This window comes from Arthrobacter sp. D5-1, assembly GCF_017357425.1.
Taxonomy (GTDB): Bacteria; Actinomycetota; Actinomycetes; order Actinomycetales; family Micrococcaceae; genus Arthrobacter.
This window is the reverse complement of record NZ_CP014571.1, coordinates 595,624-621,383: the sequence shown is the minus strand read 5'-3', so window position 1 is coordinate 621,383 and position 25,760 is coordinate 595,624. Positions and strand designations below refer to the sequence as shown.

The window sequence follows — 25,760 nt, the reverse complement described above, 5'->3', positions numbered from 1 at the left end:
TTTCTATGTTCTGGAGGGTCGGTGCCCGGGCATGGGCGGGGCTTTCGATTGGTAGGTATGCCCAGTGGGCGTGCTGATTTCCAAGGTGTGCACGTCGGCATGTACGGCTCGGGTAGTCCAGCCGGCGTTTTCCTTGATGTGGTTGCACGCCTCGCATAAAACGGCGCCGTTAGCCAAGCTGGTCTTCCCTCCGGCGCGCCACGGAACCACATGGTCAATATGCCGGATAGGCGCATCACAATACGGCGTTCGGCACGTGTCGTCTCGGGTTTCGATGAAGCGCCGGAGCCCACCTGCAAAGAGCCGGGCCTTGGAATCGGTGGCAAGGAGCTCTCCCGTAGCTGGAGCCGTGTAGAGCCGGCGAAGCCAAACGGTGAGGTCCTGGTCATGGGCTGCCTGCCCCGATCCGAGCAGCTCCCTACCCCATTCAGCCGGGACGATTCCGTAGCCCTTGAGCCGGGCTGGTTCGCTGTCACCTTGGAACAAGGTGCGGTCGGTCATAACGAGATCCAGGTTGATCCCCGAAATCCCGCCCGGGGTGCCCGTCATGCGTTCGGTCAAGGTGTCGGCCATGAGCTGGCCCCGACCTCGTGCATCCCCGCTGGAACGGGCCGAATCAGCCGCTCGAGTCAGCGCGGCGTAGATCGCTACGCCTTGGGCTACCGGAAGCAAGGCCGTCAGGTACGTCATGGTGTCCGGGGCTGGACGGAGGCTGACGGTCCGTTCGGCGGCAGCACGGCTGGCACGCCCGACTACCGACCGCGGATCCCGCCGATATGCGGCAGCTTTCGCGGCAGCAATGATCGCTTTGTCGCCCTTGCCCGCAAAAGTCCCGGTGTCGGGCGCGAGCTCCTCATCCACCGCACAACGGTCCTCGACAGACAGGCAGGCCGTTTCCTTAACAAGAAGCGTGGCACGCCATTCATTCAAGTGCCCCGATTTCAGGGCCGCCAAGGTGCGGGGCATCTCCGTGACAAGGGCTTTCGCCAAGCCCAGGAGGCGGGACCCACGGTTTGGTGACTCGCGCCGGGCCAACGCAACCTGCGCTCCCACGCCCTGGCCGCGCTCCGAGGAAGGGACCCCTGCCTCGGCTTGCTCCTGACGTTGAGCCAGATCAAACGCCACAGCAACCCGCGCCTGCAAAGCGGAGATCGCAGACTTCATCTCCTCCAGGACCCGCAACTGTTCGATCAGGTCGCTGCTAACGGTGCTGGCTGTGCCCCTGCCGGGTTGAACGGAATCCACAACGACGGGAGCGCGCCCGAGCGCCACTGCTGCGCCCGTATGCCTCTCCCCAATTCGTTCCATTCCTTTACTCTGGCAGCAGGCACTGACAATATAAGGTCAGCGATCACAGCGGAGCCCCATAGCCTTTGCGCAGCAAGGGAGTCCCTCGGAGGACCTCCCTCAAGCGGGACTCCCTCCCCCGCTGTGAACCTGATGTTCTGGATCCATGACCACAACCTTTCCCACCGCCAAGACCCGGCGTCTGCCGTTGGTGACCTACGTCCTGGCAGCCGGAGTGTTCCTGATGGGAACCACCGAGTTCATTGTTGCGGGGATACTGCCGGAGATCGCCAGTGACCTAGGCACCTCCGTGGCAAGTGCGGGACTCATGATCACGGTGTTTGCTGTCGGCATGATCGTGGGCACTCCCACGATGTCCATCCTGACCCTCAAGCTGCCACGCCGGCTGACGCTGAGCCTCGCGCTGGTGGTGTTCTCTGTTGGTCACGTCATCGTGGCGCTCACCTCCGATTTCACGCTCATTCTTGGCGCACGTTTCCTGACGGCGTTGGCGACAGGCGCTTTCTGGGCGGTAGCCGCCGTCGTGGGTGCCAAAGCGGCAGGCGCTGCGGCAGCCTCGCGGGCGCTAGGGGTGGTGTTGGGCGGCGGGATGCTTGCCAACGTGGTGGGTGTTCCCCTTGGGGCGTTTGCCGGTCAGGTGATTGGCTGGCGGGGACCGTTCTGGATACTCGCTTGCCTGGCCCTGGTGGGTGCAGTTGCCGTGTACCGGTTGGTTGCCTCGGATCTTGTTTCCGGACCCACCCCGTCGGTGCGTGCTGAGCTGGCGAGTATGCGGGACTCGAGGGTTTGGCTTGTCCTGGCGGGCTGCGCGATGGTGTGCGGATCTTCCTTGGCCGCCTACACCTTCATCTCTCCGCTGCTCACCGAGAACACTGGGCTTGCCGCAGCCGCGGTTCCGCTGGTGCTGATGGCGTACGGCGTCGGGGCGTTCATCGGATCCACTCTGGGTGGCCACTTCGGGGCACACCACCCGTACCCGGCCCTGTTCATCTCAGCAGGCATGACATTCCTGGTTCTCGGAGCCCTCTTCCTGTTCTCCCACTACGCCGTGGTGACAGTGGTCCTGATCTTCCTGCTGGGCCTCTTCGGCATGGCCACCAACCCAATATTGATCGGGAAGGCAGTTGGATATGCCGGGCATGCGCCCACTCTTGCCTCAGCGCTTAGCACTTCAGCATTCAACCTGGGTACGGCCGTGGGGTCGTGGATGGCCGGCTTCGCGCTGGAATCCGCGCTGGGAGCCAGCGGTCCGGTGCTGGTGGGTGCGGGAGTAGCTGCGCTCTACTTCCTGCCGCTCCTGGTGTTGTTTCGGAAGGACCCGCGGGAACGTCGGCCGGAAGAAGATCGCTGATCTCCCCACGGACCTCAACCGCAGAGGGTCTCCTGGGCCCGACCCGAGGAAGGCTACCGTGTCCATAGCGAGGGTGGGTCTTGCCCCAAGTGAAGCAAAGGCTGCCTGTTCCCCCGTCGGCATTTCCGCCGAGAGCAACTCAACGGTGGGGACAAAGTCCCCCATCGTGGAGTTGACTGTTATATGGCGGATTTCTTCAACGAGGACGGTTGTATGAGGATTGGAGAATTATCCACGAGGACTGGCGTCAGCGTCAGGTCGCTGCGTTATTACGAACAGCAGCTCTTGGTTGAGCCGCAGCGGACTTCGGCGGGCCACCGCATTTACTCGATCGAAGACGAGCATCTTGTGCTTCAAATCCAGGACTTATTTGAAGCTGGTTTTTGCAGCTCCGTAATTCGCACGCTGCTTCCTGCCTTGCTCAATCCCGAGAGAGACCGTGATCTGATTCTAGCGGCCGTGACAGCTGCGCGGGCGCGGCTGGAGAGCGAGAAAGAAACCGTCGAAGCCGAACTTCGGCAGCTGAAACGGCTAGGAGATCGCTACGGACTTGCACCTGACACGCATGTCACCCTCCAAGATGATGGACATGAATCTTTCACAGCCGCCCTGACAATTGCGTTTGATCATCGAAACAGACGACTTCGATAGCGCCCTGCAATTTTACCGTGACGTTCTTGGGCTTACGGAACAGCCTGCTTTCGCAACCGACGGTGAGGATCGAGTGGCAATACTGAACGTCGCCGCGGCGACGATTGAGCTCGCCACACGCACACACATTCACAACATCGACGCTATCGAGAACGCACCATCTGTCGAAGGGCCTACTGCCCGAATCGCCCTTGAGGTGGACAACACCGAAGTCGCTATGACCTCCGCCGAAGAGTTTGGGTTGAAGGTGCTCGCACCTGCAACCAGAACTCCCTTCGAGACCATTAACGGAAGAGTTCAAGGTCCTTCTGGCTGGCAACTGACCTTCTTCCAAGAACTTGAAACTCTGCAAGAACGTACCAAGAGGAAGGGCTTCACCACTGATGTCCATCGGTCCCGGTAAGGTTCCTCTGAAGCTGCACGCCTTGCCGGCGGGAGCATAGCTGAAGACACATCAGCCGTCCGGCAGTCAGCTGTCCGCGACGGTCCTTTCGGCAGCAGGCTGAACACCGTATTCGCTGGCCGCCCACGATGCCAACAGCTGGAGACGCTCGGCCGACGGCGACCCGGGTTCCGCAGCGTAGATGGTCAGCGTCAGCCCGGGTTCTGCGGCCATTTCCAGGCCCTCGAAGGCGAGAGTCATCTCACCGACGATCGGATGGTTGAACGTCTTGAACCCCGTGCCGTGATGGCGGACGTTGTGTGCGCCCCAGCGGGTGCGGAACTCCTCGCTGCGGGTGCTGAGTTCACCAATGAGATCGTGAAGCTCTTTGTTGTGCGGGTCGCGCCCAGCCTCTGTGCGCAGGATGGAAACGGTCACTTCCGCAAAGGCATCCCAGTCCGGGTAGAACTCGTGGGCACGATCATCCAGGAACGTAAACCGTGCGATGTTGGGCGCCTGGCCCGGCATGTCGTAACAGTCCTTGTAGAACGCCCGGGCCAACGGGTTCACGGCCAGCAGATCCATCCGGCCGTTCCGAACAAAGGCGGGACCTGCGGTGACAGCATCAAGCGCCCATTGCAGGCTCTGGTGCGGCACGTAGGACTTGGCGCTGCGTCGCCTCGGCGGCCGCGCAACCGGACTGGCGGAGTGAGCGAGATCGAACAGATGGGCCCGTTCCGCGTCGTCCAAGCACAACGCCCGCGCCAGGCTTTCAAGCACTTGTGGCGATGCACCGCTGATGGCACCGCGCTCCAAACGGGTGTAATACTCAACGCTCAGTCCGGCAAGAGTGGCCACCTCACTGCGCCGCAATCCCTTGACCCGTCGATTCGAACCGGCCGGCAGCCCCACCTGCTCAGGGGTTACCTGGGCACGCCGGGAGATCAGGAATTCGCGTACTTCTGCCCGATTGTCCATACCTTCACCCTAGTTCCGGGCCGTCGCGCGAGGGAGTCCCTGAGAGGGCCTCCACCGGCTTATGCAGGCTCGGCCTTCCGGCGGGACACCAACACGGGACTGTGGGCATGGTGAAGGACAGCGTGCGCCGTGGAACCAATGGTGCCCTTGATGACCCCGTGCCCTTTGGTCCCCACCACCGTCAGGCGTGCTCCTTGCGAAGCTTTGACCACAGCCCGGGAGAAGGAAGCATCCACCAGCAACTCTCCGGCCACCTCGATCCCGGGTGCTTTGTGGCGGGCCCGGCTCATGACGGAATCCAGGAGGGCTTCTGCGTCGGGATAGTCTTCAACGGGATCGCGCAACCGCCGGTACCCGGCAGGTTCGTGGAGCACATGCACGATCTTGAGGTCAGCCCCTGATGCTTCAGCGAAATGGCACGCATCCTCAAGTGCTGCCGGTGATCCTGAGTCATCGACAGCCAGCAACACAAAGCCTTCAGGGTTGTCGTCCGCACGGATCACGGCCACTGGGCACTCTGCCGTTGCTGCCATCTCCAGGCTGACGGATCCCACCAGCAAACCCATGAACCCGCCCAGTCCCCGGCTTCCGAGCACCAACATCGCAGTGCCGGCCGAAACGTGGGCCAGGTGATCGCGGGGCATCCCGTGCAACAGGGTGGTGTGGACTTCCAGCTCGGGGACGGTCTCCTTGGCGAGAGCCGCACCTTCCTCCAGGACTTTCTGAGCGGCCCGTTCCAGACCGCTATCGGCAACCCCAGGAACGGGTCCCCTGTTGTGGGACAGCAGGACCCACAAGGAACAGTGCACTACGTGGAGGGAACAGTCCCGCAGGATCGCATGTTTAGCGGCCCACTGAACGGCGCGGTGTGATTCTTCGGATCCGTCATAGCCAACCACGATCGTCTTGGATGCACCCTCGTTCGTCATGGCCAGAGCCTACGCCGGCCCCGGGAGCGCCACCATAGCGTCACGCCCACCGCCACAACGCAGCACGCTGCTAGGCTCCGATGCTGACACTTCAGGAGGAAACACCGTGGGCTTTGCCAAAGAACTCAGGAACCAATCAGCCGGGGATTGGGACGCCGCCGTTAACCATCCATTCGTGGACCAACTGCTGGACGGGTCCCTTCCCGATGAGCAGCTGCGCCATTACCTGGTGCAGGATTACCAGTTCTGCGATGCCTTCACCGCTCTCTTGGGTCAAGCCGTAGCCTCGGCACCGTCGCTGCCTTCCCGACTGGTGTTCGCTGGTGTCCTCGGGGCCTTCGCATCCGACGAGAATACGTACTTCCAGGATTGCTTCAATGAACTGGACGTTCCGGAAACGGACAGGACAACACCAGCACTCGGGCCGGCCACACGCGATTTCGACGACCTGATGCGGAAGGCCCTCGCCTCCCGTTCCTACCCGGAGGTCCTCGCCGTCCTGCTGGTTGCCGAATGGCTGTACGGAGATTGGGCCGCGCGCGCCGGAGACCCCACCCAGTGGCCCGCCGAACCCAAGCATGCCGAGTGGATCCGCCTCCACAACAACCCTGGGTACAACGCGTGGGTGACGTGGCTGCGCGACGAGTTCGACGCCGTCGAGCCTTCACTGCCTCAGGAGCGGAACCGCGTTGCTGCGGTCTTCGCGGAGGCAGTGCGGCTGGAGCGGGCGTTCTTCGACGCAACGCTGACCTCCGCCGCTATCAGCTAACCCTGCTTCCGGACGGTGTAACTGAGCTCCACCAAGCCTTGGTCGTAGCTGTTCACGTCCACGAGTTTCAGAAGGGCGGGGTCGTGTCCGGCGGGGAACACGCCCCTGCCGGCGCCCTGGCCTATCGGCATGACCACCAACCGGACCGCGTCCACCTCGCCTGCCGCGAAGAACGTCTGACCCAGGGACAAACTGCCCCATAGGACAATGTCCTTGGCGGACTCGCGCTTGATGCGGCGGATCGCCTCGATCGCGTCGCCGGATTCAACGTTCGACGGCGGGAAGTCGCCCCACGGGGCTTCCTTCAAGTGGCGCGAAAACACGTGGCGGCGCAGGCCATTCAGGGCTGGTGCGATGATCTCGCCCTCCGACGCGGGCGTCGGCCAGAACTCCACGAAGTATCTGTAGGTGTTGGCACCCAGAACCATGGCTTCCACGCTGCCAAGCCATTCGAGTTGGGCCCGGTCAAACTCGGCCGTTCCGCCTTCCAATAACTCGTAGGCCTTGAACTCGTTGTTGGTGTCGGCGGCGAAACCGTCGGCGGTCACAAAATCCTGCACGATCAGCTGTCCCATGACTCACTCCTCGACTGCGGGTGGTGGCCCGCAGGAGCCTACGCCGCGAAGTACGGGCGGACAACCCTTTGGCGGGTCTCCTGTTCATCGGAGCCACGGCAAGACTCCGGAGTTCCCGTCAGCTCGGTCCAGTGCCAGCTGTCAGGGCAGTCATCGTTGTCGCAAAATTGCCAGGTCATGGGGTCCCTCATTGTCGTCTGTTCGTGTGTCCATAGAAAGGACACGCGAGCAGCCGGAACGTGACGAGGGAAGGACCGTGAGCTGCGTCCTACTCAGCCTGCGGAGGTGAAGGCGAAGATCAGCGCCGAGCCCAGGGACAGGACTCCTATGCCGTAACCCACCACCAGAGCGGCAATGGCGAAGCCCCGTCCCCGTTCGCCGCGCTGCTGAATCTGGTTCAAGGCCACATGGCCTGCCCCAACGACGAAGACCGCGATGACGGCCATGCCCGCGAAAAACAGCCCGACGAGGGCAAGTACGGCCATGGCTGCGGCAACGAGGGCCTGCCGGTTGATCGGCTGGGTGGATGCTTCAGTGTGGTTAGCCTGAACGATCTCCGTTGACATGTTCTCTCCCCATTTGTAAGTGCACCGAGTCTATCCCCGACACTCCCGAAAACACGCGCGAATTACCGGTGTTTGAACTCCGGTTGGCGCTTCTCACTGAAGGCGGCCATGCCCTCCTTTTGGTCCTCGGTAGCGAAGAGCGAATGGAAAACTCTCCGTTCGAAGACAACCCCTTGGGACAGTCCCATCTCGAAGGCCGCGTTGACGGCTTCCTTTGCCACCATGGCGGCGGGCTTGGACTTGGACGCGATGACTTCTGCTGCCTTGACTGCTTCGTCGATGACCTCAGCGGCGGGAACCACCCTGGAGACCAAGCCGGACCGTTCGGCTTCGTCCGCATCCATGAACCGGCCCGTCAGGACCATGTCCATCGCTTTGGCCTTGCCCACGGCGCGGGTCAGCCGCTGAGAGCCGCCCATGCCCGGGATGACGCCCAGGTTGATCTCCGGCTGGCCAAACTTGGCGTTATCTCCGGCGATGATGAAATCGGCCATCATGGCCAGTTCGCAGCCACCACCCAAGGCAAAACCGGAAACCGCAGCTATGACTGGAATGCGCAGGCGGGTGAGGTCCTCCCACCGCCGGAACCAATCTGCCGCGTACATGTCCATGTAGCTGTTGGAAGACATTTCCTTGATGTCGGCCCCGGCTGCGAATGCCTTGGCGGATCCCGTGATCACCACGGCCCCCACTTCAGGGTCGGTATCCATGGCGGAAACTGCATCCACGAGCTCATTCATGAGTGCGGTGTTCAGCGCATTCAACGCCTCCGGCCGGTTCAGGGTCACCAGTCCAACCCGGCCCCGCCGTTCCACCACAATGTTCTGGTACTGCTCCGTCATGCTCTCCCTCTCCGCCAAGCCCAACAAATCACAACCACTCAGTTCCAACCTCTCACACGGACTTGTCCCGAATCTCCGTGATGATGCCGGAGAAGTCCCTGCCGGCGCCCTCGCCGGCAGCGAAGGCATCGTAGATTCGCGATGCCAACGGCCCCATCTCCGCCGCTACTCCTGTACTTTCCAACGCATTCAGTGCCAGGCGCAGGTCCTTGGCCATCAATGCTCCGGCGAAACCCGGCTGGTAGTCGCGGTTGGCGGGGCTGGTGGGTACCGGCCCCGGAACGGGGCAGTTGGTCGTGAGCGCCCAGCACTGCCCGGACGCGTTGGAGGCGACGTCGAACAACGCCTGATGCGTGAGGCCCAACTTCTCGCCCAACACGAAGGCCTCGGCAACAGCAATCATGGACACCCCCAGGATCATGTTGTTGCAGACCTTGGCGGCCTGCCCGGCACCGTGGTCCCCGCAGTGGACAATACGTTTGCCCATCAATTCCAGGATCGGCTGCACGGTCTCAAAATCCTCCGGAAGCGCACCCACCATGAACGTCAAGGTGCCCGCCTCGGCGCCCACCACGCCGCCTGAAACCGGGGCGTCAACGGACCGGTGACCCGCTGCCACGGCCAGCGCCGCGGCTTCCCGGGCTTCGTCCACGTTGATGGTGGAGCAGTCCAGGAACAGGGTGTTCGGCTTCGCAACCGACAGCAGCCCCGGTCCGTCCACGCCACGGTAGGCATCCAGGACATGCTTGCCGCTGGGGAGCATGGTCAGCACCACGGCCGCCTCCGCTGCAGCCTCGTGGGCAGAGGATGCCATGGGAATCCCGTGGGCCAACGCCGCTTCCACGGCCGCCGGAACGGGATCGTACCCAATAACGTCGTGTCCGGCCTTGATCAGGTTGGCCGCCATAGGCCCGCCCATGTGGCCGAGACCGAGGAAAGCGATGAGTCCCGTTTCAGGGCCTTGGATATCTGACATGGCTGCATTCTCTGTCATACCGTCTCCTTCGACTCGCTGCCCAGCCCGGCCAGACCCAGTTCCCGTTCGCCGAGCGGCTCAAAGTAGCCCTCGACGTCGGACGGCTGGACGTCAGCCAGGGCAGGCGGCTTCCATTGCGGATTCCTGTCCTTGTCCACTACCTGCGCGCGGATGCCCTCCCGGAAATCAGGACCGGCCAGGCAGCGAAGCCCCACGCGATACTCCTGATCCAAAGCCTCCTCCAGGGAAAGCCCCCGCACCCGTCGCAGCGATTCCAAGGCGACTTTCACCGATGTGGGAGACTTCGCCTCAATCGTGTCCGCGGCGGCAGCAGCTTCGGCCCCGGCAGAGCGCAGGCTCCGGACAATCTCTTCAGCGTCGTCATACACGTACGCGGCGTCGATCCATTCGCGCTGCGCCGCCAGTGCCGAGTCCGGCGCGGCTTGCGCGAAACGCCCGACGGCGGCTTCCGGCGTCGAGCCTTCTAGCGCTTCCGCCAGCGCCGGCAGGTTTTCGGACGGCACAAAGTGGTCAGCGAGTCCCAGGAACAACGCATCCGAGCCGGACAGGTGTGCTCCCGTCAGGGCCGCGTGGGTTCCCGTCTCCCCCGGCGAGCGCGACAGCAGGAGCGTTCCACCGACGTCGGGCACGAAACCGATGGTTGTTTCCGGCATGCCGGTACGCGTCCGTTCGGTGACCACGCGCACCGAGCCATGGGCCGAGATGCCAACGCCACCGCCCAAAACCAGCCCGTCCATGAACGCCACGTACGGTTTGGGATAGTGGGCAATCAACGAGTTCAACCGGTACTCGTCCGCCCAGAACTCCGCAGTTTCGGTTCCACCGTGCAGCATGTCCTTGTAGATGGCCACAATGTCGCCGCCGGCACACAGCCCGCGGTCTCCCGCGCCGCGCACCAGAACGGTGGCAACGGCGTCGTCGTCGGCCCACTCCGTAAGCTGCCGGAACATGGCTTGCACCATTCCCGCATTCAGGGCGTTGACGGCTTTCGGACGGTTCAGGGTCACGATGCCCAGGTGGCCCCGACGCTCAAACAGAACTTCGTCTTCAGTCTCTGGAGTCCCCATCAGCTGCCCGCCGGCATGATGAAGCTGGCGCCTTGGCGGATGCCGGAGGGCCAGCGCGACGTCACGGTCTTGGTCTTGGTGTAGAACCGGAACGCGTCGGCGCCGTGCTGGTTGAGATCGCCGAAGCCCGAGGCTTTCCAGCCGCCGAACGTGTAGTACGCAATCGGCACGGGAATCGGCACGTTGATGCCCACCATGCCCACCTCCACGCGGCTGGCGAAGTCGCGGGCGGAGTCGCCGTCGCGGGTGAAAATCGCGACGCCGTTGCCGAACTCGTGCTCGCTGCAGAGCCTGAGCGCTTCGTCGTAGTCAGCTGCGCGCAGCACGCTCAGGACAGGTCCGAAGATCTCTTCCTTGTAGATCTTCATGTCCTTGGTGACGTTGTCGAAGAGGGTGGGGCCAACCCAGAAGCCGCCGTCGTAGCCGTCCACGGTGAGTCCGCGGCCGTCGGTGACCAAGGTTGCTCCTTCGTCCACCCCGGACTGGATGTAGCCCTCAATGCGTTCCTTGGCAGAGGCTGCCACGACCGGCCCGAAGTCCGAGTCCTTGTCCAGGCTGTGGCCAACCTTCAGGTCCTTGACGCGCTGGGTCAGCTTGGCAACGAGGGCGTCGGCAGTTTCTTGTCCCACCGGCACGGCTACGGAGATGGCCATGCAACGTTCACCCGCGGAACCGTACCCGGAACCAATCAGTGCGTCGGCTGCCATGTCCAGATCGGCGTCGGGCATGATCACCATGTGGTTCTTTGCCCCGCCGAAGCACTGTGCACGCTTGCCGTGCGCAGCTGCCGTGGCGTAGATGTACTGTGCGATGGGAGTTGAGCCCACAAAGCCGATGGCTTTCACGCGCGGATCTTCGAGCAGTGCGTCCACGGCTTCCTTGTCACCGTTGATGACGTTGAAGACGCCGTTGGGAACCCCGGCTTCGCTGTACAGCTCGGCCAGGCGAAGCGGAACCGACGGGTCCCGTTCCGAGGGCTTGAGGATGAAGGCGTTCCCGGCTGCGAGCGCCGGGCCGGACTTCCACAGCGGAATCATGGCCGGGAAGTTGAAGGGCGTGATGCCCGCGACCACACCGAGGGGCTGGCGGAGCGAGTGGACGTCGATCCCCTGTCCGGCGTTGTCCGAGAACTCGCCCTTAAGGAGGTGCGGTGCGCCGGCGGAGAACTCCACCACCTCGATGCCGCGCTGGATGTCGCCCTTGGCGTCCGCGAACGTCTTGCCATGCTCGGAGGACAGGAGCGTGGCGAGTTCGTCCATGTTCTCGTTGACCAGGTCCACGAACTTGAGCAGGATGCGTCCCCGGCGCTGCGGGTTCATGGCCGCCCATTCGAGCTGGCCCTTTTCGGCATTTGCGACGGCGTTGCGGACCTCGTCGGCGCTGGCCAGCGGAAGCCGGGCCTGGACTTCGCCCGTGCAGGGATCGTAGACATCGCTGAACCGGCCGGACGTGCCGTCGATCCTCTGGCCGTCTACGTAGTGTGAAAGCTCGCGCACCATGGTGGAATGCTCCTTTGCATCGTGAATGACTGCCGTGCCGCCGGGTGCTGGGACCACTGCGGGGAACACGTGACCAACTGTGATCCAGGTCATCTCTGAACCCGAATATACTCGGACTTCCTACTAATTTCCAGAGGGTTGTTTTGAGGGCGGATGGCTTCCTAGTGGACTTCCTTCATCCCCTTGTACGCTTCGAGTGCTTCCGCCCGGGTGGTTTTGAGGTCCACAATTTCCCCGGGGTATTCGGGCGTTCCGAATTCGGGGATCCAGTGGGCGATGTACTTCCCTTGGGGATCGAACTTAACCCGCTGGGCCTCAGGGTTGAAGATCCTGAAGAAGGGCGAGGCGTCTGCTCCGGAGCCGGCCACCCACTGCCAGTTGGCGGGATTCGACGCCGGATCTGCATCCACCAGGGTGTCCCAGAACCACTGCTCACCGAGCTGCCAATGGATACCCAGGTTCTTCACCAGGAAGCTGGCGGCCACCATGCGTACGCGGTTGTGCATCCAGCCGGTGTGCCATAACTGGCGTTGCCCGGCGTCCACCATGGGGAAACCTGTGCGGCCCTGCTGCCAGGCCCGGAACTCCTCCGGCGCACTGTCGTGGCCGGGATTTTTACCGTTCCCTCCGCTGCTGCCGGGCCAGGCCCACGGGAAGCGATCAAACTCGGAGCGGAGGTTCGCGGTGGCGAGCTCCGGGTTGTGGAAATACTGGTGCCAGCAGAATTCACGCCACCCCAGCTCAGAAGCAAAGATCGAGGCGCTTTCGGACCGCTTGGAACCCAGGGCATGCCACACCTCAAACGGGCTCAGCTCACCCCACCGCAGGTAAGGCGACAGGCAGCTGCTCCCATCGGTATCCGGACGGTTCCGGCCCTCGCTGTAGTTGGAGAGCCCCTTCTCCACGAACGCAGCGAGACGCTGGTGGCCGGCAGCCGCTCCAGGCGTCCACATCCCGGCCAATCCCCCGGACCAGTCCGGATGGGTGGGCAGGAGATGCCAGGAGTCCAGCTTTTCATCGGCCGGCAGCTTGCCCGTGTAACCATGCCCCTTCGCGGGCACGGCCAACGGCTCGCGGAATTCCTGTGCGGACACCGTCCGCCAGAAAGGTGTGAAGACCTTGTATTGTCCACCCGTTTTGGTGGTCACGTTCCATGGCTCATGAAGCAGGGAAGCCTGAAAACTGGCTACGTGGAGCCCGGCCCCGCCCGCCCAGGTCTTGAGTCCGGCGTCGACCGTTCGCTCAGCCGCACCGTACCGGCGGTTCCAGTAGAGCGCGCCCGCACCAACCGCCGTCGCGGTTTCCTGCACTGCCTCCGCGGCGGGTCCGCGGCGGAGCAGCAGCGGGATGCCGAGTTTGTCCAGTTCTTCACGCAGCGCTGTCAGCGAATGGTGGAGCCACCACCGTGCGGCGCCGCCATGGGCGCGGATTCCCGGCGATTCTTCGTCGAGGACGAACAGTGCCACGGCTTCACCGTCGTCGACGGCGGCCCGCAAGGCCGGATTGTCGGCGACCCTCAGGTCGTCCCGGAACCACACGATGGACGGTTTCATCAATTCCTTTCAGCGCACACCCCGGAAACAGGAACAGCCCATGCCCCCTCATGAAATCCTAGGGGCACGGGCTGGACGCAGGCTGTTTGATTAAATCAGGCGATGGACGGAACAGCTTCCTCGGAGAAGTCGGAAAGAACCGGGCTGTTGGTTTCGGACTCGCTCCACAAAGGAACACTGTTCATGACGTAGTCCCTTGCGGCCGCACCCACCATGCTCATTCCGGGATAGATTCTGCGGCCGTTTTCCTTGATGGGCCTGAGACCTTCAAGGCCAAGGGCTGTCTTAAAAGCGGAGTCGGGAATGGGGATTTTACGTCCAAGAACACACCAGCTGATGTACAGGCCATAGAAAGTATCAAAATCCAAGCCGTTCTCAGTGTCGTCCTCAAACACCACGCAATCTCGGATAAAGCTGCTGATTTGGGTGTCGGTCATTACGGGGCCTCCGGCGTCGGAAGAAAAGCGGGCCGCCGGGCTGCATCAGCGAATGTCCTGTTCCCATTATAGACCCCTTATACCGCGGAGTAGCTGGAATACAGGTTAACTCTGGGTTGCGGACACGAATTTCCCCCACTCCGGACCGAGGCCCCGGACGGCTCTGGTGCCGGCACCCTCTCCAGCGTAGCGTCGACTATATCCACGCAAACGGCCGGTCCCCACAGCAGTCGCCGGCCACAGCAGCCGGAACAGCCAGTGGCAAGGAGCACCAAGTGGTTGGTTGGAATGCTGACACCGCGGCCGGGCCTTTGGGGTCGGGCACGGTCACTTTGGTGGAAGGTTCGTCCTTCTGCATTTCCTCCTCCAACGGAGACATCCATCCCGACCTGCCCCACGGCGTCTTCCATCTGGATACCCGCATTCTTTCGCGGTGGGAACTGACCATCAACGGCCAGGTGGTGGAGCCTTTGGCCGCCGAAATCCGGGAACCCTACCGCGCACTGTTCGCAGGCCGGGTTCCCCGCTCCGATGGCTATGCGGACAGCCCCCTTCTGGTGGAGAGACTCAGGGAAGTCGGGACGGGCATCTTTGAGGAAATCACAGTCCGCAACTACTCCAAGCACCCTGTGGAGTGCCAAATTCTCCTGACGGCCGAGTCGGATTTTGCAGACCTTTTTGAAGTGAAGGAAGCCCGCATCACCCGCGAATGGAAGGAAACCCGCGTCCCGGAGGGTGATTCCCTGGTGATCCGTGGAAAGTGGGAGGGAATCCGCAAGGGCGTGGTGATCCGGGCTGAGGGCGCCGGCGCAGGAGCCCGGGCTTTGGGCTTCACGGCTAAGATTCCGTCCTCGGGGAGCTGGAGCACCCGCGTGAGTGTTGTTCCCGCCGGGGATGGCACAGGAACGCCGTTCGCCCACCCGTCCCGCGGCGACATGTCCCCCAGCGATCGCCGTCGGCAGGAATGGGTAGCCAAGATTCCCCGTCTGCAGGTGGGAAACCGTTCCATACAACGCACTCTCAGCCGCAGTTACGAAGACTTGGGGGCGCTGCGGATCCAGGACCCGGACCATCCGGACAGGGTGGTCGTGGCCGCTGGCGCGCCGTGGTTCATGACGTTGTTCGGCCGGGACTCACTGTGGGCATCCGAGATGGCGTTGCCGGTTGACCCGTCGCTGGCGTTGGGGACCCTCCGTACCCTCGCTGACCGGCAAGGAAGGGTGGTGGACCCTGCCAGCGAGGAGGAGCCGGGGAAGATCCTGCATGAAGTCCGGCTCGATGTTTCCAGCAGCCTGGCCTTGGGCGGCAAGTCCGCGTACTACGGGAGCGTGGACGCCACTCCCCTTTTTGTGATTGTCCTGGGCTCCGTCAGCCGGTGGGGCTTCGCCAAAGACGTCATTTCGGAGCTGCTCCCCAACGCGGACCGTGCGCTTGACTGGATCAGGGACTACGGCGACCGCGATGGCGACGGTTTCGTGGAGTACGGGCGGCCCAACCAGCACGGGCTCATCAACCAGGGGTGGAAGGATTCCTGGGACGGCATCAACTTTGCCGATGGCACCATCGCTGAGCCACCGTTGGCGCTGTGCGAAGTCCAGGCGTACGTGCATGGCGCCTATATGGCGCGCGCCTGGATGGCGTACGACGACGGCGACCTCCCCTTGGCGGCCGAACTCCGGGAACGCGCGGACCGCCTGAAAAAGAAGGTCAACGAAGAGTTCTGGCTCCCGGACAAGGGCTACTATGCGGTGGCCTTGGATAAGGACAAACGGCCAGTGGACGCGTGCGCTTCGAACATGGGGCACTGCCTGTGGTTTGGCCTGGTGGATGAAGACAAGGCACCGCTGGTGGTGGAACGTTTGATGTCTCCGGAGATGTTCAGCGGATGGGGCGTCCGGACCCTGGCCTCGGACATGGGCGCCTACAACCCGGCCAGCTACCACAACGGGTCAGTGTGGCCGCACGACAATGCGCTGATAGCCGCAGGGCTGCTCCGCTACGGATTCGTGGAGGAAGCCCAGCGTATTGCCACTGCGCTTCTTGACGCTGCGGAGTCCTCGGGCGGAAGACTCCCGGAACTCTTCTGCGGCTTTCCCCGCGAACAGTTCAGGGAACCGGTACCTTACCCAACGGCGTGTTCCCCACAAGCCTGGGCCGCCACCACTCCCATCCAGTTGATCACCGGACTCATGCGGTACGACGCCCACATCTCCCTGGGAGGGCTCTGGCTGGACCCGGTCCTGCCGGCGTCCTTTGGCGACCTGCACATCAGCAACGCCCCCATGGGAAGCGGACGCATCACCATTGACATCGATGGCTCGTCGGCGCAGGTGGAGGGACTTCCCGAGGGCATGACCCTCCACCGCGCACAACGGCCGTGGATCACGGAGCTGGTGGAACGGGCGGAGCTTCGGCGCGCTGAACCCCTTAGCTAGGCATCGATCACCATGTCAGTGCGTGCCGTGGAGCAGCACGGCAGGAACTTGCCGGCGTCGATTTCCCGTGCCCGGATCCCGCCCTGATGGTTCATCTCGACCTCACCGGAAAGCTTGACGATCTTGCACGAGCCGCACATGCCTTCCTTGCAGTTGGCGCCGATCCTGACGCCGGCACGCTGGGCGGGGCCAAGAATGTGCTCGCTGGGGTCGACGCGTACATTAATGCCCGTGCGCATGAAGGACAGGGTGAGGCTGCCCGTTCCCACCGTGTCAAAGCTCGAGGCATCAGGAGTAACAGGCTCCTGCTCCACGTCCGCACCGCCGTCGGATGCATCCGATCCGGACCCGTCCGGATCGGAAGTTTCCAGCGGCAGGCCCGTGGCCTTCAACGTTCCTCCTGCGTCGTAGCCGGGCTCGTAGAGTCCGAACGCCGTGGGCTGGCTTTCGTAGTAGTCCTCGGCGGAATCGGCGATCTCCTCCGCGATTTCCTCCGCAATATCGGCCGCCAGGGCGAGTTCCGCCTGATATTCGAGGATGGTCTGGCGGTCTCCGGTGAAGAATTCCATGTGGATGGAGGTGTCGTCGACGCCTACCTTCCCCAGGAGTTCGGTGGCCGTGTTCAGGTACCCTTCGGGGCCGCAGGCATAGACCTGCCGGCCGTTGGCATCGGGAGCCACCTGATCCAGCATGGCCGCCGTCAGCCTTCCGCTGAGCCCTTCCCAGTCGTCGGGTTTGCCGCGATCGCCCAGGGAGTAGAAGACCTTGATGCGCGAGTCCACGGAGGCGATGTAGGCGAGCTCCTTGTTGAAGGCAAAGCCCTCGGCCGCCGCTCCGTGGTAGAGCACCACGACGTCGGCCTCCCCCGGCAGCGAGTGAATGGTCCGCACCATCGACATGATGGGCGTGATCCCCGCCCCAGCGGCCAAGAGCAGGTAGCGTGCCCGCCGGTCGGCGTCCGGCAAGTGGAACGCCCCCACCGGACCAAGCATCTCCAAAACAGTCCCCGGTTTGATGTTCTCGTGCACCCACGGTGAGACCAAGCCCGTGGGATCGCGCTTGACCGTGATGTCGAAGGTCCACGGTTTGGTGGGCGCGCTGGACAGAGAGTAGCTGCGGTCCGCCGGATCCTGGTCCTCGCCGTTCACGGGGAAGGCGACGTTCACGTACTGTCCAGCACGGAAAGCCAGGGGCGCACCGTCGGAGCGACGGAACACGAAGGTCATCATGCCGCCCACTTCGGGAACAATCTCAACGCATTCGGCCATGAACTCCTGCGGATGCCACGGGCCCAAAGCGCGGGCCGCGCTGGCCGGCCCCTCGGTGCTGCCCATCACCCTGTTCCACGGCATCTCAAGGCCGCGGATGCGATGTGGTTCCTGGACTACCGTCTCAGTGAGGAGTTCGGTCATGCCAAGTGCTCCTGGACACGCTGTACGTACCAGTTGATGAAGGCCTCCACCTGGTATTCGCTCTTCATGTAGGGGCCGGGCTCGTAGGCGGGGCTGCCGGCGCCCGTCTGGCACAACTCCACGAACGCCTTGTCCTGCAGGTTGGTCTGCTTCCAAGTGTAGGTGAGCTTTTCCAGGTCGTAGTCCACGCCTTCCACGGCGTCATCGGCCACCAGCCAGGTGGTGCGGACCAGTGACTGGTGTTCGTTGATGGGGAAGACGCCGAAGGTGATGACGTGGTCGCTCTGGAAGTGGAACCAGCTGTTGGGCTGCAGGTGCATCGAGCAGCGGCCCAAACGGAAGTCCCGCAAGTCACCGAGCAGCTTCTTGGAAAGCCGGCGGCCATCGGGCGAGAATGACTCGCCCTCGCCGTCGAGCGATTCGCGTGAGATGCGGATTCCCGCAATGCGGGTATCGAGCTCCTCCACCACCTCGTAGGGAAGGCCGTAGCGGCGGCAACGCTCCTCCAGCGAGGCTTGTGCTTCCTTGTTACGGTCCCATACTTCTTCAAGGTGGGCCGGGATCAAGCCCTCCGTCAGGCCCCAGGTGGGGAAGAGGGAACAGGCCAGCTCAGGGTGGCCATCGCAGTGGTAGCACTCACGGTTGTTCTCCATGACGAGCTTCCAGTTGCCCTCTTCAACGATGTTCTGCTGGTAGGCAATCTTGGTCTTGGAGAGATCGTGTGGAGCGAGGTACGGTTCGAAGATTTTGGACGTTTCGTCAAAATCTGCCGGCGGCTCGTCTGCGATGCAGACGAAGATGAGTCCGGCAACCACGCGGCTGTGAGCGCGCTTGAGGCCGAAGCAGCCCTTGTCGAACTTGGTCTCGCCCGGCGCCGAGGCGTGGATCAGGTTGCCCTCCGGAGAGTACGTCCAGGAGTGGTAGCCGCAGACCAGGTTTCCGGTTGACCCGGCGGGCTCGGTCAGGACACGGGCACCGCGGTGGCGGCAGACGTTGTGCAGGACGTTCACGCCGCCGTCGTCATTGCGCAGCACGATCAGGGAGTAGGGACCATAGTCGACGGTGACGTAGTCGCCCGGCTCCGGCAATTCGGCGATGCTGCCGGCAAAGATCCAGTGCTGGCCAAAAATGGCTTCCATATCGATCTTGAAGATCGTGGCGTCGGTGTAGAAGGGCGCATCGAGGGAATATCCCTTGCGCCGGAACTCGAACAGACCACTGATCTCCGCCAGCTGCTCTGCAGGCAAGGATGAAGCGAGTTTTCCGCGTGAGTTGAGGGGCACGACTGGAGCAGACATATGTTTTCCTCCCGGGAGGCATGGGTCAGAGTGTGTTTCGTGGGGAGCACTGCTGCGTTGGGTGCGAGCGGCGTTGTCGAAAACCTTATAGTCATGAGATTAGGGATCATTGAACCGCAACAAAAGCGCAAGATTCAGAAGATAACCGTGCACAATAGGTGCATGATCGATGCGAGGCTCATCACACTCAGGGTGTTTGCCCGCTGCGGCACCATTGGCGCCACTGCGGAGCTCACCGGTTACTCCCCATCCGCCGTCTCCGCGCAGCTGCGGGAGCTCCAGCGCATGCTGGGAATGCAGCTGCTGACCAAGGATGGACGGGGCGTGCGACTGACCGCCACCGGCCGCTTTCTTGTGACTGGATCGGACACCCTCATTGCCGAATGGGAGAGCCTGCGCGCAGCAGCCATGGAGGCCGGCGACCAGGTGCAGTCACATTTCGGGCTGGGCGGATTCTCGACGGCTGCCGCGCAGCTGCTGGCGCCCCTGGCGGCCACCTTGCGCTCCACTCGCCCCTTGCTGGAGGTCCAAGTACTCGAGGCCAACCCGGCCCGCTGCTTCGACTTATTGGTGGCAGAACGAATCGATCTCGCGGTCATCGTCGCCATGCAGTCCGAAACCTACGGCGAGGACGATCCCCGGTTCGAACAGACCGTGCTGCTGGACGATCCCCTGGACGTGATCATTCCCGCTGATCATCCATTGGCACAGCGGGAAACAGTGACGCTCGAAGAGCTTGCCTCGGAACCCTGGATCACCGAAGCCGCCGGCTCCACCTACCACTCCCTCTTCACGGCAGCATTCACGGCGGTGGGGCTGACACCTCGGATTGCGCATGAGGCCGTTGAGTGGGAAACCCAAATAGCGTTCGTGGGAGCGGGGCTGGGCGTGGGCCTGCTGCCGCGACTGGCCCCCTTGCACAGTACGGAGAACGTGGTTCGGCTGCGTATCACCGGCAAGGGTAAACCCACCCGCCGCATTATCGCTGCGGTGCGCAGGGGCAGTATCGCCTCACCACTCATCCAGGAGTCGCTCGGCATTCTTCAGGAGAGCGCTCATCGGATCCTCACGGCCCGCCCCGAGGACGACCGCTGACTTCCGCACCGGGCAGTGGCAGTTCAGGCCCAGACCTGGTAGCCCGTGGATTTATCGAACAGCTTCCGGGTGGAGAGTCCCTCACTAACAAACAAACACTCCCACAACGGAGCGGTGAGCGCTGATCCGGCAGCGTGCGTAAAAGGGCCCCCGCCCCGGCCCGCCAGCAAAATGGCGGCAGCGAGAGCGGGGAATAGCACGCAGAGGATCAGGGCACGCCGGGGGCAACGAAACTTACCAGCCGCGCTCTGCGAGGCGGTGGGGCTGGGGAATGTCGTCGACGTTGATGCCCACCATGGCTTCGCCCAAGCCGCGGGAGACCTTGGCGATGACATCCGGATCGTCGTAATAGGCCGTAGCGTTCACGACGGCGGCGGCGCGCTCGGCCGGGTTGCCCGACTTGAAGATACCGGAACCAACGAACACACCGTCGGCGCCGAGCTGCATCATCATGGCAGCATCAGCCGGGGTGGCGATGCCGCCGGCGGTGAACAGCACCACGGGGAGCTTGCCGGTGGCGGCAACTTCCTTGACCAGCTCGTACGGGGCCTGCAGCTCCTTGGCCGCAACGTAGAGCTCGTCCTCGGGAAGGGCAGCGAGCTTGGCGATCTCCGAACGGATCTTGCGCATGTGCCCGGTGGCGTTGGAAACATCACCGGTACCGGCCTCGCCCTTGGAACGGATCATCGCCGCGCCCTCGTTGATGCGGCGCAATGCCTCACCAAGGTTGGTGGCACCACAGACGAAGGGAACGGTGAAGTTCCACTTGTCGATGTGGTTGATGTAGTCCGCCGGGGTCAGGACCTCGGACTCGTCGATGTAGTCAACACCGAGGGACTGCAGGACCTGGGCTTCGACGAAGTGGCCGATGCGGGCCTTGGCCATGACCGGGATGGACACGGCGGCGATGATGGCATCGATCATGTCGGGATCGGACATGCGGGACACGCCGCCCTGGGCGCGGATATCGGCCGGGACACGTTCGAGCGCCATGACAGCCACGGCACCGGCATCCTCGGCGATGCGGGCCTGTTCGACGTTAACGACGTCCATGATGACGCCGCCCTTGAGCATCTCAGCCATGCCCCGCTTAACGCGGCTGCTGCCCATCAGCGGGATGTGTTCGAAGAGGAGGGGTCTTGTCGTCACGCGATACTCCAAGGGCTGAAGGCTGTGATTGCATCACAAGCGCCCGGATAGACCAGCGGCAACCGCGGAAGTCTGATATCCGGATGATATATTAGTTGGAGTGTTCAGTATGCAACCGGCCAACCAGAGAGTCAACAGCCGGGAAGGCGCAGGCCGCGCTAGGCCGCGAAAAGCGCCTGACGCACTGCCTGCTCAAAACCACTCACGTGAACCCGGGCCAACTCAGCCGCCTTCTCCTCATCGCCGTCAATAACAGCCCGCAGCAGATCAAGGTGTTCGCGCACGTGGTGCTCCAGATTGGGCAGCCGGTCCAGGACCATGCACCAGATCCGCGTGGCCAGGTTGTCATAGCGGATCAGGACGTCTTCAAGATGGGGATTCGCAGCAGCCGCGTAGATCCCCTGGTGGACACTGGCATCGAGCCGCAGCGTTTCCACTACCGAAGCAGCGCTGACATCGAAAGCTTCCACCGCCTGCATGACATCCCGCAGATGCTGCCTGGTGGCAGGTGAAGCAACCCGGGCCGCCCTTGCGGCAGCCAGTGGCTCCAACTGCGCCCGAATCTCGGAGATGAAAGCCAGGTCCGTTACTTCCACGCGGGTGGCGAACGTGCCCCGCCGCGGATAGGTGATGACCAGCCGGTCCAGTTCCAAACGCTTCAAGGCCTCGCGCACCGGCGTCCGGCCTATCTCCAGGTCCTTGGCAAGCTGATCGTCGTTGAGGAGGTCGCCGGGCTTGATGTCCAGCATCAGGAGGCGATCCCGGAGGCGTTCGTAGGCGAGGTCAGCCAAAGACTTCCTCGTGTCTTCGCCGGCGATTGCCAGAGTTCCAAAAGCCACAGCGCCATCCCCTTCTTCACAACCGAAAAACCTATTGACCTGCCTGAGTCACCAGTATACGCTGAATCCCAATCCTAATATATCAGTTCAGGACGCAGGAATATATCTAAAGGAGGCGACATGACCCTCATGGCGACAGACTCACCGGTAAGCACACTACCCACGCCCGAATTGCTCAAAGAAGAGCAAGCACAGAAGTTCGTACTCACATTGTCGTGCGTCGAACGCGCCGGGATCGTTCAGGCAGTCACCACCTTCCTGTTTGAGCGCGGCTTCAACATCGAAGAACACCAACAGTTCGACGACGGCCTCCGCCAGACATTGCACCTGCGGACCGCTTTCTCGGGCCCGCTGTCCTACTCGCCGGAACGGCTTGAAGAGGAGTTCAGCGCGATTGCCGACCGTTTCGAGATGAAGTTCAGCTTCCATGACCAGACCAAAAAGCGGGTCCTGGTGATGGTGTCCAAGTTTGGGCACTGCTTGAACGACCTCATCTTCCGCTGGCGCGGCGGCAGCCTTGGCGGCGACCTCGTCGTGGTTGTTTCCAACCACGAGACCCACCGGGCCATGGCTGAAGCCGCAGGCTTGCCTTTCGTCTACATTCCCGTCACCCCTGACACCAAGGCAGAGGCTGAACAGCGCCTTCTGGACCTGGTGGAGGAGTACAACGCGGACCTCGTGGTGCTGGCACGCTACATGCAGGTCCTCTCCGACGATCTTTGCCGCGCCCTTGAGGGCCGCGCCATCAACATCCACCACTCATTCCTGCCCGGCTTCAAGGGCGCCCGCCCCTACCACCAGGCCTATGACCGCGGCGTGAAGCTGGTGGGTGCCACTGCCCACTACGTCACCGCGGACCTGGACGAGGGACCGATCATCGAGCAGGAAGTCATCCGCGTCGATCACAGCTACGGCCCCACGACCCTCTCAACCGTGGGCCAGGATGCCGAAGCCCTGGCATTGTCCCGCGCCGTCAGGTGGCATTGCGAACACCGCGTGCTGCTGGACCAGACCAGCACCGTGGTTTTCCGCTAAGCCACCCGTCGCCCCAGACCCCACACAAACTTCAGCAGGAGAATCCCCATGGCATCCACGCCCCGCATTGTCATCATCGGAGCCGGGATCGTCGGCACCAACCTCGCCGACGAACTGGTCACCCGCGGATGGAACAACATCACTGTCCTGGACCAGGGACCCTTGAACATGCCCGGCGGCTCCACGTCCCACGCGCCGGGCCTGGTCTTCCAGACCAACCCGTCAAAGTCCATGGCCCTCTTTGCCAAGTACACGGTGGAAAAACTCCTGTCCCTCACCGAGGACGGCCAAAGCTGCTTCAACCAAGTGGGCGGCCTTGAAGTTGCCACGAATGAGACGCGCCTGGCTGACCTGAAACGCAAGCTCGGCTACGCACAATCGTGGGGCATCGACGGCAAGATCCTCACCCGCGAGGAATGCAAGGAGCTCTACCCCCTGATCAATGAGGAAGACATCCTGGGCGGCCTCCACGTTCCCACCGATGGCCTGGCGCTTGCCGCCCGCGCCGTGCAACTGCTCATCAAGCGCACCGAAGCTGCCGGCGTGAAGTACATCGGGAACACCGAGGTCACCGGAATTGAGCAGTCGAACCGCCGCGTAACCGGCGTCGAGACCGCCGAAGGCGTCATCCCGGCGGACATCGTGGTTTCCTGCGCCGGCTTCTGGGGCGCCAAGGTGGGCGAGTTGATCGGGATGTCCGTTCCGCTCCTGCCGCTGGCACACCAGTACGTCAAGACCACGCCGGTTCCCGCCCAAAAGGGCAAGAACGAACTGCCCAACGGCGCCCAGCTTCCCATCCTGCGCCACCAGGACCAGGACCTCTACTACCGCGAGCACGGCGACCGTTACGGCATCGGCTCCTACGCGCACCGCCCCATGCCGGTGGATCTGGATGAGCTGGGCAGCTACGAGCCAAGCAGCATCAGCGAGCACAACATGCCCTCCCGCCTGGACTTCACCCTGGAAGACTTCCTTCCCGCGTGGGAAGCAAGCAAGCAGATCCTGCCGGCACTGCGGGAAAGCGAGATCGAGGATGGCTTCAATGGCATCTTCTCCTTCACCCCGGACGGCGGCTCACTGGTGGGCGAGTCCAAGGAAGTGGACGGGTTCTTCGTGGCCGAGGCCGTGTGGGTTACCCACTCCGCCGGCATTGCCCGCGCCGTGGCCGAACTGCTGGTGGACGGAAAGTCGCAGATTGATCTGGGAGACTGCGACATCCACCGTTTCGAAGAGGTCCAGCTGACCCCCGAATACGTCAGCGAAACGTCCCAGCAGAACTTCGTGGAAATCTACGATGTGATGCACCCGCTCCAGCCCAAGCTCTCCCCCCGCAACCTTCGCGTCAGCCCCTTCCATGCCCGCCACAAGCAGTTGGGCGGCTACTTCCTGGAAGGCGCCGGCTGGGAGCGCCCGTACTGGTTCGAAGCCAACGCCGAGCTCCTCAAGGAAATGCCGGACGACTGGCAGCCCCCGGCCCGTGACGCTTGGTCTGGAATGTTCAGCTCGCCCATCGCCGCAGCCGAGGCCTGGAAGACCCGTACCGCAGTTGCCATGTACGACATGACGCCGCTGAAGCGCCTTGAAGTTTCCGGCCCGGGAGCCCTGAAGTTGCTGCAGGAACTGACCACCGGCGACTTGGCCAAGAAGCCCGGCGCGGTCACGTACACGCTCCTTCTGGACGAGGCCGGCGGCATCCGAAGCGACATCACGGTGGCCCGCCTCAGCGAAGACACCTTCCAGCTGGGCGCCAACGGCAACATCGACACCGCCTACTTCGAGCGCGCAGCCCGGCACCAGACCCAAAACGGCACCGCCGGCGACTGGGTCCAGGTCCGCGACACCACCGGCGGCACCTGCTGCATCGGTTTGTGGGGTCCGTTGGCCCGTGACCTCATCGGCACTGTCAGCAACGATGACTTCAGCAATGACGGCCTGAAGTACTTCCGGTCCAAGAAGGTCACTATTGGAGGCGTCACCGTCACCGCGATGCGCCTGTCCTACGTAGGCGAACTCGGCTGGGAGCTCTACACCAGCGCGGACAACGGGCAGCGCCTCTGGGATGCTTTGTGGAAGGCCGGCCAGCCGTTCGGCGTCATCGCCGCGGGACGTGCCGCCTTCAGCTCCCTGCGACTCGAAAAGGGCTACCGTTCCTGGGGCACGGACATGACCACCGAGCACGATCCCTATGAAGCGGGTCTTGGGTTTGCCGTGAAGATGACCAAGGAGAACTTCATTGGCAAGGCCGCACTGGAAGGACGCACCGAGGAAGGCTCGGCCCGTCGCCTGCGCTGCCTGACGGTCGACGACGGCAGGAGCCTGGTGCTGGGCAAGGAACCGGTGTTCTATAAGGACCAAGCAGTGGGTTACGTGACCAGCGCCGCTTACGGTTACTCGGTCCGGAAGCCGATTGCCTACGCGTACCTGCCCGCTGCAGTATCAATCGGAGACTCCGTGGAAATCGAGTATTTCGGCCGCCGCATCCAGGCGACCGTGACGCAGGATCCGCTGTACGACCCCACCATGAGCAGGCTCCGCGGCTAACACCCCGAAGTTCGCCACAGCATGCGGCCCGGGCCCCTTCCTCCTTCGCGGC

At 63.0% G+C, this 25,760-nt stretch carries 24 protein-coding genes; 8 read left to right on the top strand and 16 right to left on the bottom strand.

Annotated elements, in window-relative coordinates:
* Nucleotides 1-3 precede the first annotated feature (3 nt).
* Complete coding sequence (locus AYX22_RS03050) at nucleotides 4-1,308, bottom strand: HNH endonuclease signature motif containing protein (protein ID WP_207596069.1); 1,305 nt, start codon at nucleotides 1,306-1,308, stop codon at nucleotides 4-6.
* Between the two features lie 145 nt (nucleotides 1,309-1,453).
* On the opposite strand from AYX22_RS03050, the gene AYX22_RS03045 reads away from it, so the two are divergent.
* From AYX22_RS03045 to AYX22_RS03035, 3 genes are all read left to right on the top strand, one after another.
* The gene (locus tag AYX22_RS03045) at nucleotides 1,454-2,659 is read left to right on the top strand and encodes an MFS transporter (RefSeq protein ID WP_207596068.1); all 1,206 of its coding nucleotides are present in this window, start codon (nucleotides 1,454-1,456) and stop codon (nucleotides 2,657-2,659) included.
* Nucleotides 2,660-2,842: 183 nt separating this feature from the next.
* A complete protein-coding gene (locus AYX22_RS03040) occupies nucleotides 2,843-3,310 on the top strand; it encodes a MerR family transcriptional regulator (protein WP_242703501.1) in 468 nt (155 codons plus the stop codon).
* A complete protein-coding gene (locus AYX22_RS03035) occupies nucleotides 3,282-3,713 on the top strand; it encodes a VOC family protein (protein ID WP_207596067.1) in 432 nt (143 codons plus the stop codon). The genes AYX22_RS03040 and AYX22_RS03035 overlap by 29 nt, the downstream gene beginning before the upstream one ends.
* Before the next feature lie 66 nt (nucleotides 3,714-3,779).
* Here AYX22_RS03035 and AYX22_RS03030 read toward each other — a convergent pair whose 3' ends face one another.
* Both AYX22_RS03030 and AYX22_RS03025 read right to left on the bottom strand, forming a co-directional pair.
* Nucleotides 3,780-4,670, bottom strand: a complete 891-nt coding sequence (locus AYX22_RS03030) for a helix-turn-helix transcriptional regulator (protein ID WP_207596066.1) — start codon at nucleotides 4,668-4,670, stop codon at nucleotides 3,780-3,782.
* Between the two features lie 59 nt (nucleotides 4,671-4,729).
* On the bottom strand, nucleotides 4,730-5,599 hold the full coding sequence (locus AYX22_RS03025) for a universal stress protein (RefSeq protein ID WP_207596065.1): 870 nt from the start codon (nucleotides 5,597-5,599) through the stop codon (nucleotides 4,730-4,732).
* Between the two features lie 106 nt (nucleotides 5,600-5,705).
* Between AYX22_RS03025 and AYX22_RS03020 the strand changes: the two genes are divergently transcribed.
* The gene (locus AYX22_RS03020; RefSeq protein WP_207596064.1) at nucleotides 5,706-6,368 is read left to right on the top strand and encodes a TenA family protein; all 663 of its coding nucleotides are present in this window, start codon (nucleotides 5,706-5,708) and stop codon (nucleotides 6,366-6,368) included.
* On the opposite strand, the gene AYX22_RS03015 is transcribed toward AYX22_RS03020, so the two are convergent.
* The 9 genes from AYX22_RS03015 to AYX22_RS02975 all read right to left on the bottom strand — a co-directional run bounded on the left by AYX22_RS03015 (nucleotide 6,365) and on the right by AYX22_RS02975 (nucleotide 13,904).
* A complete protein-coding gene (locus tag AYX22_RS03015) occupies nucleotides 6,365-6,943 on the bottom strand; it encodes a dihydrofolate reductase family protein (protein WP_207596063.1) in 579 nt (192 codons plus the stop codon). The two genes, AYX22_RS03020 and AYX22_RS03015, sit on opposite strands and share 4 nt — an antisense overlap.
* A 38-nt stretch (nucleotides 6,944-6,981) precedes the next feature.
* Entirely contained in the window at nucleotides 6,982-7,122 is a 141-nt protein-coding gene (locus tag AYX22_RS03010) for a hypothetical protein (RefSeq protein WP_207596062.1), read from the bottom strand.
* Between the two features lie 93 nt (nucleotides 7,123-7,215).
* Nucleotides 7,216-7,509: a DUF4190 domain-containing protein gene (locus AYX22_RS03005; RefSeq protein WP_089593463.1), complete on the bottom strand. Its 294-nt coding sequence runs from the start codon at nucleotides 7,507-7,509 to the stop codon at nucleotides 7,216-7,218.
* A 62-nt stretch (nucleotides 7,510-7,571) separates the two neighbouring features.
* The gene (locus tag AYX22_RS03000) at nucleotides 7,572-8,351 is read right to left on the bottom strand and encodes an enoyl-CoA hydratase (RefSeq protein ID WP_207596061.1); all 780 of its coding nucleotides are present in this window, start codon (nucleotides 8,349-8,351) and stop codon (nucleotides 7,572-7,574) included.
* A 52-nt stretch (nucleotides 8,352-8,403) separates the two neighbouring features.
* Entirely contained in the window at nucleotides 8,404-9,345 is a 942-nt protein-coding gene (gene mmsB / locus AYX22_RS02995; protein WP_207596060.1) for a 3-hydroxyisobutyrate dehydrogenase, read from the bottom strand.
* On the bottom strand, nucleotides 9,342-10,415 hold the full coding sequence (locus AYX22_RS02990; protein WP_207596059.1) for an enoyl-CoA hydratase/isomerase family protein: 1,074 nt from the start codon (nucleotides 10,413-10,415) through the stop codon (nucleotides 9,342-9,344). The genes mmsB and AYX22_RS02990 overlap by 4 nt, the downstream gene beginning before the upstream one ends.
* Complete coding sequence (locus tag AYX22_RS02985) at nucleotides 10,415-11,914, bottom strand: CoA-acylating methylmalonate-semialdehyde dehydrogenase (RefSeq protein ID WP_207597440.1); 1,500 nt, start codon at nucleotides 11,912-11,914, stop codon at nucleotides 10,415-10,417. The genes AYX22_RS02990 and AYX22_RS02985 overlap by 1 nt, the downstream gene beginning before the upstream one ends.
* A gap of 161 nt (nucleotides 11,915-12,075) precedes the next feature.
* Nucleotides 12,076-13,467, bottom strand: coding sequence for a deoxyribodipyrimidine photo-lyase (locus tag AYX22_RS02980; protein WP_207596058.1), 1,392 nt, complete (start codon nucleotides 13,465-13,467; stop codon nucleotides 12,076-12,078).
* A gap of 95 nt (nucleotides 13,468-13,562) precedes the next feature.
* Entirely contained in the window at nucleotides 13,563-13,904 is a 342-nt protein-coding gene (locus tag AYX22_RS02975; protein WP_207596057.1) for a hypothetical protein, read from the bottom strand.
* 275 nt (nucleotides 13,905-14,179) lie between these two features.
* On the opposite strand from AYX22_RS02975, the gene AYX22_RS02970 reads away from it, so the two are divergent.
* Nucleotides 14,180-16,339 (top strand): amylo-alpha-1,6-glucosidase, encoded by a 2,160-nt coding sequence (locus AYX22_RS02970; RefSeq protein WP_207596056.1) that lies wholly within the window; start codon nucleotides 14,180-14,182, stop codon nucleotides 16,337-16,339.
* Here the strand turns inward: AYX22_RS02970 and AYX22_RS02965 are convergent.
* Together AYX22_RS02965 and AYX22_RS02960 are read right to left on the bottom strand one after the other, a co-directional pair.
* The gene (locus AYX22_RS02965; protein WP_207596055.1) at nucleotides 16,336-17,751 is read right to left on the bottom strand and encodes a ferredoxin reductase; all 1,416 of its coding nucleotides are present in this window, start codon (nucleotides 17,749-17,751) and stop codon (nucleotides 16,336-16,338) included. The two genes, AYX22_RS02970 and AYX22_RS02965, sit on opposite strands and share 4 nt — an antisense overlap.
* Nucleotides 17,748-19,049: an aromatic ring-hydroxylating dioxygenase subunit alpha gene (locus AYX22_RS02960; protein ID WP_207596054.1), complete on the bottom strand. Its 1,302-nt coding sequence runs from the start codon at nucleotides 19,047-19,049 to the stop codon at nucleotides 17,748-17,750. Before AYX22_RS02960 ends, AYX22_RS02965 begins: the two co-directional genes overlap by 4 nt.
* 162 nt (nucleotides 19,050-19,211) lie before the next feature.
* On the opposite strand from AYX22_RS02960, the gene AYX22_RS02955 reads away from it, so the two are divergent.
* Entirely contained in the window at nucleotides 19,212-20,144 is a 933-nt protein-coding gene (locus AYX22_RS02955; protein ID WP_207596053.1) for a LysR family transcriptional regulator, read from the top strand.
* Nucleotides 20,145-20,378: 234 nt separating this feature from the next.
* Here the strand turns inward: AYX22_RS02955 and pdxS are convergent, their stop codons facing one another.
* The gene (pdxS, locus tag AYX22_RS02950) at nucleotides 20,379-21,254 is read right to left on the bottom strand and encodes a pyridoxal 5'-phosphate synthase lyase subunit PdxS (protein ID WP_278251955.1); all 876 of its coding nucleotides are present in this window, start codon (nucleotides 21,252-21,254) and stop codon (nucleotides 20,379-20,381) included.
* 197 nt (nucleotides 21,255-21,451) lie between these two features.
* Entirely contained in the window at nucleotides 21,452-22,132 is a 681-nt protein-coding gene (locus AYX22_RS02945) for a GntR family transcriptional regulator (protein WP_089593453.1), read from the bottom strand.
* Nucleotides 22,133-22,252: 120 nt separating this feature from the next.
* Here AYX22_RS02945 and purU point away from each other — a divergent pair, with 120 nt between their 5' ends.
* Together purU and AYX22_RS02935 are read left to right on the top strand one after the other, a co-directional pair.
* Nucleotides 22,253-23,167: a formyltetrahydrofolate deformylase gene (gene purU / locus AYX22_RS02940; protein ID WP_207596052.1), complete on the top strand. Its 915-nt coding sequence runs from the start codon at nucleotides 22,253-22,255 to the stop codon at nucleotides 23,165-23,167.
* A 48-nt stretch (nucleotides 23,168-23,215) separates the two neighbouring features.
* The gene (locus AYX22_RS02935) at nucleotides 23,216-25,708 is read left to right on the top strand and encodes an FAD-dependent oxidoreductase (RefSeq protein ID WP_207596051.1); all 2,493 of its coding nucleotides are present in this window, start codon (nucleotides 23,216-23,218) and stop codon (nucleotides 25,706-25,708) included.
* Nucleotides 25,709-25,760: the final 52 nt, after the last annotated feature.